This window comes from Pedococcus sp. P1_H8 (genome assembly GCF_056405175.1).
This window is the reverse complement of sequence record NZ_JBFUCP010000240.1, coordinates 1-445: the sequence shown is the minus strand read 5'-3', so window position 1 is coordinate 445 and position 445 is coordinate 1. Positions and strand designations below refer to the sequence as shown.

1 pseudogene is annotated in these 445 nt (G+C 67.4%); it reads left to right on the top strand.

The annotated features are described in order from the left end of the window. Positions 1–265: 265 nt before the first annotated feature. Positions 266–445 (top strand): annotated as a pseudogene (locus tag AC1DYG_RS19785) (KPN_02809 family neutral zinc metallopeptidase); the annotation flags it as partial.

Genomic DNA, 445 nt, shown 5'->3' with positions numbered 1-445 from the left:
GATGAAGATCACCCCGCCGTGATCGCGCCGCCGGGCCACCCATCCGGTGAGGGTGACGGTCTGGTCGGCCTGCTCTGCTCGCAACGAGCCGGCGAGATGGGTGCGCAGCACGGGGTTCCTTTCACACACTTTCAACAGCGTTCTGTCGTCAGTGATCCTACGGAGAAGCAACACGGAAGACATAACGCACCAGAGGAATCACCCGGAGCCTTTCACGTGCGAAGCTGTCCCCGGCGATCACAGACCCCGACAGAAAGCGGTGACCATGACCTTCAACGAGGGCGCTCAGATCACTCCGGGACGGGTCTCCGTCGGCGGCAGCGGCGGCGGTGGCCGCGGCGGTCGTGGCGGCAAGGTCGCGCTCGGCGGCGGCCTCGGCGGCATCCTCGTACTCGTGCTGGCCCTGCTGTTCGGCGGCGACCCGGGGACTGCGCTGGGCAGCCTC